The organism is Caballeronia sp. INDeC2, from assembly GCF_023631325.1.
Classification (GTDB): domain Bacteria; phylum Pseudomonadota; class Gammaproteobacteria; order Burkholderiales; family Burkholderiaceae; genus Caballeronia.
Genome location: NZ_JALQDG010000041.1, coordinates 229,984 through 243,362 on the forward strand (window position 1 = coordinate 229,984; position 13,379 = coordinate 243,362).

13 protein-coding genes are annotated in these 13,379 nt (G+C 60.8%); 9 read left to right on the top strand and 4 right to left on the bottom strand.

The features are described from left to right. Positions 1–3 precede the first annotated feature (3 nt). On the top strand, positions 4–1,260 hold the full coding sequence (locus NCS28_RS26820; RefSeq protein ID WP_250516806.1) for an aromatic ring-hydroxylating oxygenase subunit alpha: 1,257 nt from the start codon (positions 4–6) through the stop codon (positions 1,258–1,260). A gap of 148 nt (positions 1,261–1,408) precedes the next feature. Here the strand turns inward: NCS28_RS26820 and NCS28_RS26825 are convergent, their stop codons facing one another. Beyond that, complete coding sequence (locus NCS28_RS26825) at positions 1,409–2,110, bottom strand: GntR family transcriptional regulator (RefSeq protein WP_250516807.1); 702 nt, start codon at positions 2,108–2,110, stop codon at positions 1,409–1,411. A 165-nt stretch (positions 2,111–2,275) separates the two neighbouring features. On the opposite strand from NCS28_RS26825, the gene NCS28_RS26830 reads away from it, so the two are divergent. The 4 genes from NCS28_RS26830 (at position 2,276) to NCS28_RS26845 (ending at position 8,629) form a co-directional block, all read left to right on the top strand. Continuing rightward, positions 2,276–3,550, top strand: a complete 1,275-nt coding sequence (locus tag NCS28_RS26830; RefSeq protein WP_250516808.1) for a glucarate dehydratase family protein — start codon at positions 2,276–2,278, stop codon at positions 3,548–3,550. Positions 3,551–3,590: 40 nt separating this feature from the next. After that, a complete protein-coding gene (locus NCS28_RS26835) occupies positions 3,591–4,901 on the top strand; it encodes an MFS transporter (RefSeq protein WP_250516809.1) in 1,311 nt (436 codons plus the stop codon). Positions 4,902–4,984: 83 nt separating this feature from the next. Further along, complete coding sequence (locus tag NCS28_RS26840) at positions 4,985–6,217, top strand: phosphatidylserine decarboxylase family protein (RefSeq protein WP_250516810.1); 1,233 nt, start codon at positions 4,985–4,987, stop codon at positions 6,215–6,217. A gap of 93 nt (positions 6,218–6,310) precedes the next feature. Then, positions 6,311–8,629, top strand: coding sequence for an FdhF/YdeP family oxidoreductase (locus tag NCS28_RS26845; RefSeq protein ID WP_250516811.1), 2,319 nt, complete (start codon positions 6,311–6,313; stop codon positions 8,627–8,629). A gap of 3 nt (positions 8,630–8,632) precedes the next feature. Here NCS28_RS26845 and NCS28_RS26850 read toward each other — a convergent pair whose 3' ends face one another. Further along, positions 8,633–9,178, bottom strand: a complete 546-nt coding sequence (locus NCS28_RS26850) for a hemerythrin domain-containing protein (protein ID WP_250516812.1) — start codon at positions 9,176–9,178, stop codon at positions 8,633–8,635. Between the two features lie 222 nt (positions 9,179–9,400). Here NCS28_RS26850 and NCS28_RS26855 point away from each other — a divergent pair, with 222 nt between their 5' ends. Further along, a complete protein-coding gene (locus NCS28_RS26855; protein ID WP_250516813.1) occupies positions 9,401–9,826 on the top strand; it encodes a DUF3597 domain-containing protein in 426 nt (141 codons plus the stop codon). Positions 9,827–9,881: 55 nt separating this feature from the next. On the opposite strand, the gene NCS28_RS26860 is transcribed toward NCS28_RS26855, so the two are convergent. Continuing rightward, entirely contained in the window at positions 9,882–10,751 is an 870-nt protein-coding gene (locus NCS28_RS26860) for a manganese catalase family protein (protein ID WP_250516814.1), read from the bottom strand. Between the two features lie 380 nt (positions 10,752–11,131). Between NCS28_RS26860 and NCS28_RS26865 the strand changes: the two genes are divergently transcribed. Beyond that, complete coding sequence (locus NCS28_RS26865; protein WP_250516815.1) at positions 11,132–11,506, top strand: phage holin family protein; 375 nt, start codon at positions 11,132–11,134, stop codon at positions 11,504–11,506. Then, positions 11,503–11,817, top strand: coding sequence for a hypothetical protein (locus tag NCS28_RS26870; RefSeq protein WP_250516816.1), 315 nt, complete (start codon positions 11,503–11,505; stop codon positions 11,815–11,817). Before NCS28_RS26865 ends, NCS28_RS26870 begins: the two co-directional genes overlap by 4 nt. Before the next feature lie 18 nt (positions 11,818–11,835). On the opposite strand, the gene NCS28_RS26875 is transcribed toward NCS28_RS26870, so the two are convergent. Continuing rightward, the gene (locus tag NCS28_RS26875; RefSeq protein ID WP_250516817.1) at positions 11,836–12,372 is read right to left on the bottom strand and encodes a hemerythrin domain-containing protein; all 537 of its coding nucleotides are present in this window, start codon (positions 12,370–12,372) and stop codon (positions 11,836–11,838) included. A gap of 152 nt (positions 12,373–12,524) precedes the next feature. On the opposite strand from NCS28_RS26875, the gene NCS28_RS26880 reads away from it, so the two are divergent. Beyond that, positions 12,525–13,379: a class I SAM-dependent methyltransferase gene (locus tag NCS28_RS26880; protein WP_250516818.1), complete on the top strand. Its 855-nt coding sequence runs from the start codon at positions 12,525–12,527 to the stop codon at positions 13,377–13,379.

Sequence of the window (13,379 nt, forward strand, 5' to 3'; positions counted from 1 at the left end):
ACGATGTCCGAAGTGCAATTCAAGACTCACGGCGAACTGATCCGCAGCCGCGAGCCCGGCCGTGGATTGCCCGGCGAGCTGTTCGGGCGGCAGGACGTGTTCGAGAAGGACGTCGAGGTCTTTTTCCATAAGCACTGGATTCTCGTCGGCGTGACGGCGGACGTGCCCGAACCGGGCGATGTCTCGACGGTCGATATCGGCCGGGCTTCGATCATCATCGTTCGCGACGACGACGACAACATCCGCACGTATCGCAACGTTTGCCGCCATCGCGGCGCGCGTCTGAAGGAAGCGGGCAAATCGACGGTCGGCATGCTCGTGTGCCCGTATCACCAATGGACGTACGATCTCGACGGCAGCCTGCGCCACGCCGCGCACATGGGCCGCGATTTCGATGCGAAGTACCGCAGCCTGTTGCCGGTGCATACGCGCATCGTCGGCACGCATATCTTCGTGTGCCTCGCCGACGAACCGCCGGCGGACATCGTAAGGTTCGAAGACACGATGACGCCGCGCTTCGCGCCTTACGATATGCGCAATACGAAGATCGCGTTCGAATCGGAGATCATCGAGCACGGCAACTGGAAGCTCGTAATCGAAAATAATCGCGAGTGCTATCACTGCGCGGCGACGCATCCGGAACTGACCGCTTCATTTCTGCCGGAGGATTTCGGTTTTTGCCCCGAGAATCTCACCGACGAAGCGCTGCGCGAAATCGAGGCCTACAAAGAACGCAACGCCGCGTGTCAGGCGAGTTGGGAGCGCGACGGCTTCACGAGCGCGACCGTCGAATGGCTCGACGAAGATGCCGTCACGCAGTTCAGAACGCAGCAACTCGTCATCGCGGGGCACGGCGAATCGCAGACCATCAGCACGAAGGTGGCGAGCGAAAAGCTGCTCGGCAAACTGCAGCGGCGCGATCTCGGCGACACGCATTTGTGGACGCACAATTCATGGACGCACGTGATGAGCGATCATGCGGTCGTGTCGTACATCATCCCGCTTGCGCCGGATAAGACGCTCGTGCGCTCGAAGTGGCTCGTGCATGCGGATGCTGTGGAAGGCGTCGATTATCAGATTCAGGATCTGACAGAAGTATGGGTGGCGACCAACGCGCAGGACAAGCATCTCGTCGAGATCACGCATGAAGGCACGCAGGATCCTGCTTATCAACCGGCTGTGTTCTCGCCGTTCACGGAGAGCTATGTGGAGCAGTTTTCGCGCTGGTACTCGGCTCGGCTGCGCGCGCACGGCGTCTAAGGGTTTTTGAGGTTTTTTCTGCCAAAGCGCTTGGTATGTTCCCCGCTTTCGACGGATCTCGTGTTCGTATCGGTCTATTAGTTTTGCCCTTTCCTGGGCAATGCTGATAAACCCAAGCAAAAACGGGATCCGGCGAAAAAAACCACGCTCAGTGATCAGTCACAAACGTCGGATGACGCATACGAATCTCGTCCACCTGACTGAGCGTGCCCGACAGATGCTTGCGCAACGCAGCGTCGGCGGCATCGGCATCGCCTTTTTCGATGGCATCGACGATCTCGGTGTGATCGCGTACCACGGCTATCGTCTTGCCCTCGACCGGCAAATGCAAACGGCGCAGCCGGTCGATATGACCACTCAGTCTGCGCACGAGGTCCCACAACTGCGGCACGCCCGCGGCCTCATACATCTGCCGATGGAACGTCTGATCGAGCGATGAAAACTGCTCGATGTCCTTCGGGTCCAGCCACTCCGTCTGCTCCGCGATCGTCGCGCGCAGCCGCGCGACCAGCGACGCCTTGTGCTCCCGAGCGAGCGTGCGCACGACCTCGAGTTCGATCGAGCGGCGCAGAAAGTGCGCCTGCATCGCCGACGCCACGCTGATCTGACTCACGACCGTCGCGTGCTGCGGAAAGATGTCGACGAGTCCTTCCTCACCGAGCCTCATCAGCGCGTCGCGCACGGGCGTCTGGCTCAGGCCGTAGCGCGTGGCGAGCTCGGTGCGCGACAGCACCGTGCCCGGTTCCAGTTCGAGCGACAGGATCATTTCGCGCAGCCGTTCGAAAACCTGCGGCGCGGCGTGGCGGGAGCGGTCGAGGCGATGGACCGAGGCGGAAGCGGCATTTTTCATGTGAGACGCAAAGCGTTGGGCGACTGAAACATTAGTACTATAGCCGCGGGCAGCAGCGTTCGGCGGGCGCAACGTTGAAAACGAAGATGAGCGTATACCCGACTGACACACTAATACATTAGTGCTTTACCATGCCGTAACTTCCGCAACTTCAGGACGCACGACATGACCCGCGATATCACCATCACCCAGGTTCGAATCACGCCTATCGCTTTCCGAGACGGCCCGTTGCTCAACGCGGCGGGCATCCACGAGCCGTGGGCGTTGCGCGCGATCGTCGAGCTGGAGACGAGCGACGGGCGTATCGGCATTTCCGAAACGTACGGCGACGAACCGATGCTGCGCGTGCTCGATCAAGCCAAGGAACTCGTGATCGGCCTTTCGCCGTTCGATCTGAACAAGATGGAAGAGCGCGTGCGCGCGACGATCAAGGCGACGCCCGGCGCCGTCGAATTCGAACTCGCGCCCGGCTCGCATGCCGCGAAGAATGCGCCGAAGGTCATCAGCACCTTCGAAGTGGCGATGCTCGATCTGCAAGGACAGATCGTCGGCGCGCCGGTCGTCGATCTTCTGGGCGGCAAGGTTCGCGATGCCGTGCCCTACAGCGCGTATCTGTTTTTCAAGTACGCGGAGCACATCGACAAGACGTATGCGCCCGATGCGTGGGGCGAGGGCATCAGCCCCGAGCAGATCGTCGCGCAGGCACAGCGCATGATCGACCTGTACGGTTTTCAGAGCATCAAGCTGAAGGGCGGCGTGTTCGAACCCGCGCATGAAATCGCCTGCATGAAGGCGCTCGCGAAGGCGTTCCCCGGCGTGCCGCTGCGCCTCGATCCGAACGCGAACTGGACGCTCGAGACGAGCATCGCGGCCGCGCCCGAGCTCGACGAAATCCTCGAATACTACGAAGATCCGTGTCCCGGCCTCGAAGGCATGGCCGAACTGCAGAAGCACACGAAGCTGCCGCTCGCGACCAACATGGTCATCACGACGATGGACGACTTCCGTCGCGGCTGCAACATGGGCTCGATCAAGGTGCTGCTCTCCGATCATCACTACTGGGGCGGCCTGCGCGCAACGCAGACGCTCGCGCGCATGGCGCGGCTGTGGGGTTTCGGCATGTCGATGCATTCGAACTCGCACCTCGGCATCAGCCTGATGGCGATGACGCATGTCGCGGCGAGCGTGCCGAACCTGACCTATGCGTGCGACACGCATTATCCGTGGCAGGAAGAAGAAGTGATCAAGGGCGGCCGCGTGAAATTCGATAACGGCGCGGTGCACGTGCCGACGACGCCGGGACTCGGCGTCGAGCTGGATCGCGAACAACTTGCCGCATTGCATGAGCAATACCTAACGTGCGGCGTGCGCAATCGGGACGACCTTTCGCAGATGCGCAAGTATCAGCCGGACTTCACCGGCAAGAACCCGCGCTTCTGAGTCACAGAACAAGTACACGCGCATTCCAGGAGACAAGCTCATGAGCAGTTCCAGCGCGCTATCGAGCGCCGTTCGCAAGATCAAATGGCACGTGCTGCCGCTATTCGTCGTGATGTTCATCGTCAACTACATCGATCGCGTGAATATCGGTTTCGTGCGTCAGCACTTGAGCGCGGATCTCGGCATAGGCGCGGCGGCCTACGGGCTCGGCGCGGGCTTGTTCTTCGTGAGCTATGCGGTGTTCGAAGTGCCGTCGAACATGTTGATGCAACGCTTCGGCGCAAAGGCGTGGCTCACGCGCATCATGATCACGTGGGGGCTTGCGGCCGTGGGCATGGCCTTCGTGAAGGGCGAGACTTCGTTCTATGCGATGCGGCTTTTGCTCGGCGCGGCCGAAGCGGGATTCTTCCCGGGCGTCGTGTTCTATTTCACGCAATGGCTGCCGCGCGATGAACGCGGCAAGGCAATGGCCGTCTTCCTGAGCGGCTCGGCGCTGGCTTCGGTGTTCTCCGGTCCGATCTCGGGCGGGCTGATGCTGATCGAAGGCGCGGGGATGCATGGCTGGCAATGGATGTTCATCATCGAGGGCATGGCGTCGGTGGTGCTCGCCGGCTTCGTATGGTTCTGGCTCGATTCGAAGCCGCGAGATGCGAAGTGGCTCACGCCCGCCGAGCGGGATGCGGTCGTCACCGAGATCGAGGACGAGCAGCGCCGCCGCGATGCCGCGCATACGACGAAGCCGTCGTCGTGGAGTCTCTTGCGCGATCCGCAAATCCTGATCTTCTGCGTGATCTATTTCTCGGTCTCGCTGACGATCTACGGCGCGACGTTCTGGCTGCCGAGCATCATCCGCAAGATGGGGCATCTCAACGATTTTCAGGTCGGCCTCTTCAATTCGATTCCGTGGCTCATCTCCATCGTCGCGATGTATCTGTTCGCGGCGCTCGCGGCGCGCTTCAAGTATCAGCAGGCGTGGGTCGCGTGCGTGTTGCTGATCGCGGCGGCCGGCATGTATGCGGCGGGGCTCGGCAGTCCGGTGTTCTCGTTCATCGCGATCTGCTTTGCGGCGATCGGGTTCAAGGCTGCATCGTCATGCTTCTGGCCGATTCCACAGGGTTATCTCGATGCGCGTATCGCAGCGCCAGTGCTCGCGCTGATCAACTCGATCGGCAATCTCGGCGGCTTCGTCGCGCCGGCGACGTTCGGCTTTCTCGAACAGAAGACCGGTTCGATACAGGGCGGATTGACGGGTCTCGCGGTGATGTCGGTGGTGGCTGCGGGTATCGTGTTCTTCGCGCGCATGACGCCGCGCGCGGGCCGCGATACGCCGGCGTTGCAACCGCGTGTATAGAAGTAATCGCGCGTAATCCCGCCGCGCAGGCGAGGCATATAACGTGCTGCGCGTCTTCGATCAAGGTATCGATTGGAGACGACATGGCAACAGAACAACGCCGCAGACTCGGCGAATGGCTTCCGCGTGAAGAACATGTGATCGCCCGCTTTCGCGAAACTTTCGCGGAGTACGCCCGCGAGCGCGCGGGCAGGGCGAAAAGAAACAGCGTCGTCGATGAAATGGCAGCGTTCATCCACGACGATCCCGTAGTGCGCATGGATTTCACGCGGGCCATCCGGCAAGCGCGCGAAGCCGGTTTTACGCTGGGTTATTCGAGCATCGACGAGTTCATCGCAATGCTCGATGCAATGCTGACCTACGCGCCGCCGTTCAGCGAATCGAGCCTGATTCATTGCCCGATCAATGCATTGCTCGACTGGCCGATGGTCATGCCATCGGGTTATGCGCTCTTTCGCGATCCGGCATTCAATGCGCATCTGAAACGCGTGCTGAATGTGTGGTCGGGCTTTCTCAGCGGACCGTATTCGCGCACGCATCTGACTACCGATTCGCCGGATGGCTGGTTCAGCGAGGAGGCGGATCGCAAGATAGGTCTCGCGCAGTTCCTCTGCGATCCGGACAAGCCTTACTGGGGCTTCGCGTCGTGGAATCATTTCTTCACGCGCGAATTCAAGTCCGGTGCGAGGCCCGTCGCGCAGCGCGATAACGACAAGATCATCGTTAGCGCATGCGAGGCATCGCCCTATAACGTGCAGGACAACGTGCAACTCGAGGACTCGTTCTGGATCAAGTCGCAGCCGTATTCGCTGCTCGACATGTTCACGGCGAAGGAAGCGGATCTTGCGCAACGCTTCGTCGGTGGCACCGTGTATCAGGCATTTCTCAGCGCGTTTTTCTATCATCGCTGGCATGCGCCGGTGAGCGGCACGATCGTGAAGGCCTATCTCGTCGACGGCACCTATTACTCCGACGCCGATGCCGAAGGTGAAGACCCGAGCAGCCTCAACGATTCGCAAGGCTATATCACGGCGGTTGCCGCGCGCGCGGTGATCGTCATCGATTGCGACGATCCGGCCATAGGCGAAGTTGCATGCGTGTTCGTCGGCATGGCGGAAGTGTCGTCCTGCATGATCGATGCGCTGCCCGGACAGCGCGTGCGCAAGGGTGAAGAGCTCGGCTTCTTTCAGTATGGCGGCTCGACTTATTGCCTGATTTTCAGGCCCGGCGTGATCGAAAGTTTCGTGCGCCAGCCGCCGTTCGACGACAAGGCGCCACCGATCCAGGTCAATACGCATCTGTGCACGGCGCGTTGAAGCCGCACGCGGCCCGTCGAATGCTTCCGGAAAGGGAATGGCGTTTGCTTGTGCCTCGATAAGAAGCGCTAAAACAACGCACGAGGCAAAGACATGGCCGAATCAGACAATGCCGTTCGCAAGAACGCCGCGTATCCGTATTCGTCGGGCGGATGGGGTTCGCTCAGGGCGGTGACCGGTGCGCTCGTTCATGAGAAGGTGCCCCTCAAGCTCGCCACGGTGCTGCTCAAGCAGAACAAGCCGGAAGGCTTCGCCTGCGTGAGTTGCTCATGGGCGAAGCCCGCCGATCCGCATACCTTCGAGTTCTGCGAAAGCGGCGCGAAGGCGACCGCGTGGGATCTCACCGCAAAGCGCATGACGCCGCAGTTCTTCGAGCTTCACACGGTGACGGAACTCTGTGCCTGGCACGACCACGATCTCGAAGAAGCAGGGCGTCTCACCGCACCGTTGCGCTATGACGCGACCACCGATAAATACGTGAGCGTCACCTGGGAAGAAGCGTTCGAGGACATCGGACGCGAGTTGCGCGGGTTCGATCCGAAGCGCGTCGCGTTTTACGCATCGGGACGGGCATCGCTGGAAACGTCGTACATGTATCAGCTTTTCGCACGCATGTACGGCACCAACAACTTGCCCGACAGCTCGAACATGTGTCATGAAAGCACGAGCGTCGGGTTGAAGGAAGCCATTGGCGTGGGCGTCGGCACCGTGCAACTCGATGACTTCGAGAAGACGGATCTCATGTTCTTCTTCGGCCAGAACGTCGGCACCAATAGTCCACGCATGCTGCATCAGCTACAGGACGCCAGAAAGCGCGGCGTGCCGATCATCACGTTCAATCCGTTGCGCGAGCCGGGCTTGTTGAAGTTCTCCAATCCGCAATCGCTGGTCGAAATGATGACGCCCGCGCATACGCTCATCAGCACGCAATATCATCAGGTGAAAACGGGCGGCGATACGGCGGCGTTGCTCGGCATCTGCAAGACCGTGATCGATGCCGACGACCGCGCGAAGGAACGCGGCGAACCTCGCGTGCTCGATGTCGACTTCATCGACACGCACACCGTGGGATTCGAAGCCTTCGCGGACTACGTGCGCGCCGCGTCGTGGAGCGAGATCGAACGCGAGGCGGGACTGCCGCGCGCGGACCTCGAAGCCGCGGCCGCGGAATACATGCGTGCAAACGCGGTGATGGCGCACTACGGCATGGGCATCACGCAGCACAGGCAGGGCGTGCAGAACGTGCGCATGCTGTGCAATCTGCTTTTTCTGCGCGGCAATATCGGCAAGCCGGGCGCGGGGCCGTCGCCGGTGCGCGGGCATTCGAACGTGCAGGGTCAACGCACGGTCGGCATCACCGAGAAGCCCGAACTCGCGCCGTTGGACAAGCTCGCGAGCCAGTTCGGCTTCGAGCCGCCTCGCGAGAAGGGCATGAATATCGTCGAGACCTTCGAGGCGATGGTCGACGGCAAGGTCAGCGCGGTCATCAATCTCGGCGGCAATCTCGTGCGTTCGGTGCCGGACCGTATGCGTATCGAGCCGGCCTGGCGCGATCTGAAACTCACGGTCAATGTTGCGACGAAACTCAATCGCAGTCATCTCGTGCATGGCGAGAAGTCGTATATTCTGCCGTGCCTGAGCCGCATCGAAATCGATACGCAGGCGAGCGGCGCGCAGGCGGTGTCGATGGAAGACAGCACCGGCTGCATTCACGGCTCGCATGGTATGGCGGAGCCTGCCTCGCACGACGCGCGCTCGGAGCCCTATATTGTCGCGGAACTGGCGAAGCACACGCTTGGTGAGCGCTCGACGGTGGATTGGGATAGCTGGCGCAACGACTATGCTGTGGTGCGGGAAGAGATCGCGAAAACGTATCCCGAGACCTTCCATGACTTCAACGAAAGAATGTGGACGCCGGGCGGCTTCCCGCGCGATCTACCCGCGCGTGAACGCAAGTGGCAGACGAAGAGCGGCAAGGCGGAGTTCTTCGTGCCCGAGACGCTCGGCGAAGATCCCGATATGCCCGAGCGCGAGCCGCAAGCATTACGCCTCATGACGCTGCGCAGCGACAGCCAGTTCAACACGACGATCTATAGCCTCGGCGATCGCTTTCGCGGCATCAGCGGCGACCGCATGGTGATCTTCATGTGCGAGGCCGACATGAAGCGTCACGGTCTGAACAAGAACGACCGCATTACGCTACGCACGATCGCCGGCGATGGCTTCGAGCGGCGCGTCGCGGGCTTGCGCATACAGCCCTACGACATACCGCTGGGATGCATCGCAGGGTACTACCCGGAGTGCAATCCGCTGCTGCCGTTATGGCATTGCGCAAAGGAGAGCAAGGTACCGGCGGCGAAGTCGATCCCGGTGCTGGTCGTCGAGGTCAACGGCACGCCGCGCGAAGCGTGAGAATCACGCGTGACGTCCGAAGCGGCGCGCGTCCGCGGGCCGCAGACAACGCGCGATGGCGAGCATGCCAAGCGACACGAAGGCGAGTGACGCGAGCGGAAACGTGCTCGCGGTGTTCGCCGCTATCTCGGACGGACGATGCTGCGCGACGAGTTGCATACGGCGCTTGGTCATGCGCATGCCGAGCTCGGACAACTGCGATGCGAGCGCGCGCTCGGCGGTCGGCAAGAGCACGGTTTCTTCATCCGCGACGTGATGCATCACTTCACGCATGAGTTGCATGAAACGCGCGTCGTAGGCGGCGTCTTCCGGACCCATCGCGCGCAGCTTTGCTATTTCTTCCCTCATCTCATCGTGCTCGGGCTTGCTCTTCATGAAGCGTTCGTCGCCGGCCATGACTTCGCTGAGCGCCGGATAGAAAATTTCTTCTTCCAGTTGTGCATGAATTTCGAGCGCCGTGCACGCGAGCTCGACGATGGCGCGCTTTCTCCACCACGACGTTTCACCGTGATAGCGATGAAAAACCGCCATTACGTGCGTGTGATCCATGCGGATCATCGTTGTGATGGAAGGGGAACAGGATGAGATATCCACGGTGACTCCTCGCCGCTCGGCACGGCCGCTGTGATTGTGAGGTTTCGCGCTTCCGTGCTTTTTTTTCAGGCACGAAACTCATGCAGCAAGCGTTATTCCGCATCGGATGCGCATGGCCTCAAATGCAGCGGCACGACACTTGCATGTACTGTGGGCTCACTTTCCAAAGGAGACGTCATGAGTATCTTTTCCAATATCCTGAACAAGATTTTTCATCACGACAGTGCGCCCGCCGCAGCAAGCCCGAGCGGCGCGCAGCCGGGCGCGCCCGCCGGTGCGCCCGCTTCAGCGACGCCTGCTGCATCGGCGCCTTCTTCCGCGCCCGCGCAATCCGCCGCGCCGATGCAGGAAGTCGATGTCGAAGCGGTATTGACAAAAATGCAGGAGAGTCACGGCGAACAACTCAACTGGCGCACGTCGATCGTCGACTTGATGAAGCTGCTCGGCCTCGATAGCAGCCTGTCCGCGCGCAAGGAGCTTGCGTCGGAATTGCACTACAGCGGCAATACTGAAGATTCGGCCGCGATGAACATATGGCTTCACAAGCAGGTCATGCAAAAGCTCGCGGAGAACGGCGGCAAGGTGCCCGACGATCTCAAGTAACGGCCTGGAATTCGGGCGATGCGAACCGTATGACGGTTCGCATCGCCGCGTGGGCTCAGCTTGCCTTGCCTGAGCCGAGGTCCGCGCCCGTCATCGGATCGCTCGAAGGATCGGATGCGGTGCGCGAGGCCATCGCCTGAAGCGTCTGCACGTCCTGCTGCGATACGTTCACCGTTGCGGTGCCGTCGCCGCCATCCACGGCAGGCTGCGGGTCTTCGATGAACTTCCAGTCGCCGCCTTCGTTCCACGGACCGCGCGCATCGGCTTCCTTCGACATGTTGAAGTAGACGCTCGTGAATGCCGGATCGCCCGGCAACTTGCCTTGGGGGAAGTTCGGCTGAATTGCGTGCAATGCCTTCTCGAACGACTTCTGATGAGCAATCTCTCTCGTCATGAGAAAGCCGAGCGCTTCCTTGACGCCGGGATCGTCGGTGACGTTGATGAGACGCTCATAGACGATCTTCGCGCGCGCCTCGGCCGCGATGTTCGACCGAAGATCGGCCGTCGGTTCTCCGATCGTGTCGATATATGCCGCTGTCCACGGCACGCCTGCCGAGTTCGTGAGCGCGGGGCCGCCGCCATAAAGCAGCGCGGTGGTATGTGAATCGTTGCCGCCGCCCGTGAGTGAACGGTACAACTCCGCTTCCGATTCCACCGCTTCGGCGAGTTGACCCTTCGCGCCCTTGTTCAGCATCGCGACGATGGAGCCGATCACTTCCAGATGGCTCAACTCCTCGGTGGCGATATCGAAAAGCAGGTCTTTGCGGCCCGGATCATCCTCCGAGACTGCCTGTGTGAAATAACGGCACGCTGCGGCGAGTTCGCCTTGCGGCCCGCCGAATTGTTCCAGCATCAGATTGGCGAGGCCAGGATTCGGACCGGCGACGCGTACGGTGTATTGCAGGCGCTTGTTATGAGCAAACATGATGACGAATTCCTTTTGTGAGGGCGAGCGAAGTCCGTGCCTCGGACTACCGCGCTTTCAGGTTGCACATGTCAATGGTCTCGCGGCGACCGAGAGGAGCGGGCTTACGTCACTTGCAGTCGAAATGCCGCGAGTCTCAGCACGAGAGGACTCGCGCTGGCGAAGGAGCGGTCTAAGCGACCGCTTCGTTAGCATCAGTACTTAGGGGCCAAAAAAACTCCTCGACGAATCGGCGGGGGTGGCGCAACGCGTTTTAGCAATGGGCATGCCTTTGGGTTTCGTCACGGCACGCGCGTGACGGACGTATCGCTGGCATGCGCAGTGCTGTCGTATGAGTCAGGGCACTCCGTCTCGACTGAAACCTCGCTGGAGAAGCAACGATGACAATCCAGAGAAAGATCGCCAATTGGCGCAGAATCGGCCATTTCTGCACGAGACGCCTCGTCGACTATGGCGAACTGATCCCTATCGAACTCGCCGAGACCAAGAAGCGCGTGCTGCACGAAGTGGTCGCGCTCGTCGCATTGACGATCGGCGCACTGTTCACGCTGTCTTTCGTGTCGATAGCGGTGATCGTGACCGCGGCCGGTACCCCTCATCTCGTGCTCACGGCATGGTGCGTGGCGGGCGCATGGTTCGCCGTCGCGGTGATCGCGGTCATCGTGATGACGTCGCGCAAGCCGGCGCAGCCATTTCAGATGCTACGCCAGGAACTCCAACGCGATATGGACGCCATCAAGGAGGCTGCGCAATGAAGCATGCCGAAGCTCAGGGAGCCGTGCTCGCACGCATGGCGGAATCGCGCGCGGAATTGATTGCCGCGTACGTCGTCGATGAACCCTTGCGTATCACGCGCGCCAGGCGTGTACCATCGCGCTCGCTGCCAGCGTCGACGCGACCCGCGCCGTGGTTTCTGCGCACGCCGAATGCCGAGTTGATTGCGCTCGCGCTTGTCGGCATCGCTATTCTTGGATTGCGGCGGACAGTTCAGACAGCGGTCGGCGCGGGATTGAGCGCGTCGACACACCGGGCTTTCGCCAATGTGTTCGACGCGCTGCGGGGGTGAATCACAGCGCGGTAGAGATCAATGGAGGCGCATGGTGTTATCGCCTGCATGCTTCGGGATCTTCGCCTCGAGTTCCTCCTTGCGCTGCATCAGCTTCTTGCCGAGCGCGGTCAGATCGGCGCCCGACTTTCGCAGCTTGGGGAAGAGATCCGATTCTTCCTCTTCGATGTGATGTTGCACCATCTCGCTCATCACCTTGAAGGTCGCATCGAAACCGGGTTCGCCCGCCTTCAGCGTCATAAACTTGTCGATCAGGACTTTGACGAGATAGTGTTCGACATACGCTTCTTCGACATCGGGCCGGTCGTCTTTATCCAGCGCCTCCTGCGCGGCGGGATAAAGCAACTCTTCCTCGATCATGGCGTGGACGGTGAGTTCTTCGCACGCGCGTCGCACGAGTGTGGACTTCGCATCGAGATCGTCGTCCTTCGCTTTTTCGAATGCATCGAACAGCTTTTCGACGGCGCGATGATCGTCCATCAACAATTCGATGGCGTCTTTAGCTTTCGCGGGGCGGGAAGTGGCGGTCGTAGCTTGTGTGGGGGTCGTAGGCATCGTGTTCTCCGCTTTGGATAGTGGGGTGCCACGATGTAGAGCAAAGTACGCGCCCGCAAGACTTTTGTTTCTGCATAACAAAGCGCCCCGGCGGTGCAGAGCTTGGAAGAAGCGCGTATCGTGTCTCACATCTCAAACTTCGATCCCGCTTTATGAACCCCATTCGCTTTGGCTGGGCACGGACAGTCACGATCGCCGCCGCCTTTTTCATGCTTGCGATGACGGGTTGCGCGTCCTCGCCGCTTGACTCGCAATCTGGCGGCTCAGCATCTCTCGATAGCGCCATAAACGGTTCGCAACGCAGCGACAAGGCGCGTGCGCGCGACGTTTATCGCCATCCAAAGGAAACGCTGCAGTTCTTCGACATCGGGCCTTCGCAGGCCGTGCTGGAAATCGCCCCGGGCGGCGGATGGTACACGGACATTCTTGCGCCGTATCTGCACGGATCGGGTCAGCTTTATGAAGCGCAGTATCTCAGCACCTCCGCCGACCTCGCCGCCGAAGATGATGCGACCGATGCCGCATACCGGCGCAAACTCGCGGACGCTCCGGCGGTGTATGGAAAGGTCGTCGTCGGCGCGCTGCACGCGGGGCAATTCATGGGCTTCGATGCGAATGAGCGTTTCGACCGCGTGTTCACGTTTCGAAACATCCATAACTGGATCAAGGACGGGCAAGTCGATGCGAACCTGCGCGCGTTCCATGGCGCACTGAAGCATGGCGGTGAACTCGGCGTCGAGGAGCATCGCGCGCGCCCGGGAACGTCCGTGCAGCAGATGATCGACTCCGGCTATGTGACGGAAGCATTCGTCGTCGAGCACGCACAAGCGGCCGGTTTCGTGCTGGTTGCGCGCAGCGAGATCAACGCGAATGCGAAGGATACGAAGGACTATCCGCACGGCGTGTGGTCGCTACCGCCCACGTACGAGGGCGGTGATGTCGACCGGGCACGCTTTGCCGCGATCGGGGAATCGGATCGCATGACGCTCAAGTTCGTCAAGCCATAG